This is a genomic window from Sphingopyxis sp. (genome assembly GCF_036402335.1).
Taxonomy (GTDB): Bacteria; Pseudomonadota; Alphaproteobacteria; order Sphingomonadales; family Sphingomonadaceae; genus Sphingopyxis.
Map to the genome: position 1 here is coordinate 1 of NZ_DASWTD010000004.1, position 2966 is coordinate 2966.

Here is a 2966-nt window from a genome sequence, read left to right on the forward strand (position 1 = left end):
CGGCGGCGCGCCGAGGCTGGCGGCGGCGCGCAGCAGCTCGGTATCGAGCCCGCGCAGCGCCGCATGGACCACGATCACCACAAAGGGCACCGCGAGCGCGCTGTGCGCGACGATCAGCCCGAGCGAACCGTTGACGAGCCCCAGCGGCGCGAAGAAAAAATAGAAGGCAATCGCGACGACGACCACCGGCACGACGAGCGGCGCGGTGATCAGCGCGACGATCGCGGTTTTTGCGCGCGAGCGCATGTAGGCGAGCCCGATCGCCGCGAGTGTGCCGAGCGGCGTCGCGATCAATGTCGTCGCGACGGCGATCTTCAGGCTGTTGCCGAATGCGTGCGTCCATTGCGGTGATTCGGCGAGCGTCCGGTACCAGCGCAGCGAGAATTCGCCCTCCGGAAACACGAGAAAGGTCGTCGGATTGAGCGACAGCGGGATCACCGCAAGGATCGGCAGCACCAGAAAGGCAAAGACGAGGATCGAAAAGGCGATGAGCGCCGCGCGGCCGGCGCGCTCGGACCGGGAGCGGCAGGCGCTCATGCCGGCACCGTGCGGACCATCGTCCGGCCGGCGAAGACCATCAGCAACAGCGGCAGCAAGAGCAGCAGGCTGAGTGCCGCCGCCATGCCCCAGTTGAGCGACTGGTTGGTGTAAAATGCGATCGACGCGCTGATCATCTGGTCGGCGCCGCCGCCGACGAGCGCGGGGGTGACATAATAGCCGAGCGCGAGGGTGAAGACGATAATCGCCCCCGCTGCGACGCCGGGCAATGTCTGCGGCAGGTAAACGGACAGGAAGGCGCGAAGCGGCGATGCGCCAAGCGAACTGGCCGCCCGCATCGCGGTCGGCGGAATGCCCTTCATCACGCCATAGAGCGGCAGGATAAAGAAGGGCAGCAGCACATGCGTCATCGCGATATAGACGCCAAGCCGGTTGTAGATGAGCTGGAGCGGCGCATCGATCAGCCCGACGGCCTGCAGCGCGTTGTTCACGATGCCGTTCGTCTGGAGCAACACCGCCCATGCCGCAGTGCGCACGAGTGCCGAGGTCCAGAAGGGCAGCAGCACGAGGATCAGCAGCGGGTTCGCCTTTCGCTCGGGTAGCGATGCGAGCAGATAGGCGACCGGATAGCCGAGCGCGACGCAAAGCAGCGCGACGACGGTGCTGATCTTGAACGTGCGCAGGTAGATATTCGTGAAAACGGCCTGTTCGGCCGGGACGGAGACGACGCGGTCGTTTGCGTTCAGCCGGCGGTCGAGCGCCGCGAGCAGGTAATGGCGCGTGAGCGGACCGTCCGCATGCCGCATCGCGGCCCAGATCCCGGGCTGTCCCCACCGCGGATCGATCCGCGCAAGATCCTTGACGGACGTTCCGACGCTGCCTGCGGCCAACCGGTCGGCAGTCGTGTAGAGAATGCTGCGCGATCCGACCATGTCGTAGTTCAGTCGATTGGCGACCTGGTTGAGCGTTCCCGCTTGCCGGGTCGCGGCAATTTCGCGCGCAACGATCGCGGCGAGCGCGTCGGGCGGCAATCCCGCGCCATCCCACTGCCGGAGCGCGATGGCGCTGTCGGGCCAGACGCGTTCGAGGTCGCGGTCGATCACCGCGCGTGACAGCATCATCAGCACGGGCGCGATGAAGCTCGCGAGCAGGAACAGGAACAGCGGCGCGACGAGCGCGAAGCTCCACCAGCGCCGAAGCCCCGGCGACCTAGCGCGCGACCCAGGCATTGAACCGCTGGGTGAGCTGATCGCCATATTCGACCCAGAAATTGGCGTCGAGTTCGAGCGCGCCGGTCATGTTCGCCGGGTCGCTCGGCGTGTCGAGTTTGAGCTTCGGATCGACGCGCCGGTTCGCCTCGATACTGGTCAGCCCCGTCGGGATATGGCTCGCAAGCCGCATCTGGTTTTCGGGCTGTGTCATATAGCGGAGCAGCTGCGCGGCTTCGGCCTTGCGCGGGCTGTTGGCGAGGATCACCCAATAGTCGACCGCATAAATGTTGCCGTGCCAGTCGAGTTTGAAATTGCGGCCCTCGGCGCGGTTCGCGACGATCAGCCGGCCCGGACTGGTCACCGACATCACCACCTCGCGTGAGCCGAGCAGGTCGGGTACCTGCGAGATCGACGACCACCAGACGACGTTCGGCTTGATCTCGTCGAGCTTGCGAAACGCACGGTCGACGCCTTGGGGCGTGCGCAGTGTCGGATAGACCTGATCGGCCGGCACGCCGTCCGCCATCAGTGCGAATTCGAGCGAATATTTGGGCGTCTTGCGCATGCCCCTTTTGCCGGGGAAGCGTTTGATGTTCCAGAAATCGGCCCAGCTCTTCGGTCCTGGTCCCTTGATCCGGTCGCCGTCATAGCCGATCACATAGGACCAGAGCATCGCGCCGACCCCGCAGTCATGCACCGCCGCGGGCAGGAAGGCGTCGCGTCCACCCAATGCAGCCCAGTCGAGTCGCTGGAACAGCCCTTCCTCGCAGCCGAGAATCAAATCCTCGGTCTCGACCTGGACGATGTCCCAACTCGTGTCGCCGCCGACGACCTTCGTCCGGATCACCCCGACGCCGCCGCGCCAGCTATCCTCGCGCAGCGGAATCCCCGTGGTGCGCGAAAAAGAACTCCAATAGGCCTTGCGGTGGGCATCCTGTGAAGATCCGCCCCAGCCGACCACGGTGAGCGGGCGAAGTTCCGAACTCGAGCCGCACGCGGCGACGCTCGCGGTGAGCGCGGCGAGACCCAAAAGGCGTGCCCAGCTTTTCATGCGACCTCTCTTTGGCGCAAGGCGGCATGGTCTTCGGCTGGAAAGGCGAAACAGCGATCGGTGCACCAACCGATCGGAATTCGCTGCCCAGGTGCAATCTCCTGTGCACCCGACGTCCTGATGACGAGCGCCCCGCCGCCATCGAGCGCTGCGCGGATGCGGCTGTGATCGCCGTGATATGCAAGTTCCTCGACCCGTGCTTCGAT

At 65.5% G+C, this 2966-nt stretch carries 4 protein-coding genes; all 4 read right to left on the bottom strand.

What is annotated here, in order from left to right; translation table 11 throughout:
- A partial coding sequence (locus VGD20_RS00055; protein WP_331132491.1) for an ABC transporter permease occupies positions 1-537 on the bottom strand: 537 nt, incomplete at its 3' end.
- Positions 534-1727: an ABC transporter permease gene (locus VGD20_RS00060; protein WP_331132492.1), complete on the bottom strand. Its 1194-nt coding sequence runs from the start codon at positions 1725-1727 to the stop codon at positions 534-536. The genes VGD20_RS00060 and VGD20_RS00055, both read right to left, overlap by 4 nt.
- Entirely contained in the window at positions 1708-2760 is a 1053-nt protein-coding gene (locus tag VGD20_RS00065; protein WP_331132493.1) for a polyamine ABC transporter substrate-binding protein, read from the bottom strand. Before VGD20_RS00065 ends, VGD20_RS00060 begins: the two co-directional genes overlap by 20 nt.
- Positions 2757-2966, bottom strand: a 210-nt coding sequence (locus VGD20_RS00070; protein ID WP_331132494.1) for a TOBE domain-containing protein, incomplete at its 5' end; no start/stop codon positions are given. The genes VGD20_RS00065 and VGD20_RS00070, both read right to left, overlap by 4 nt.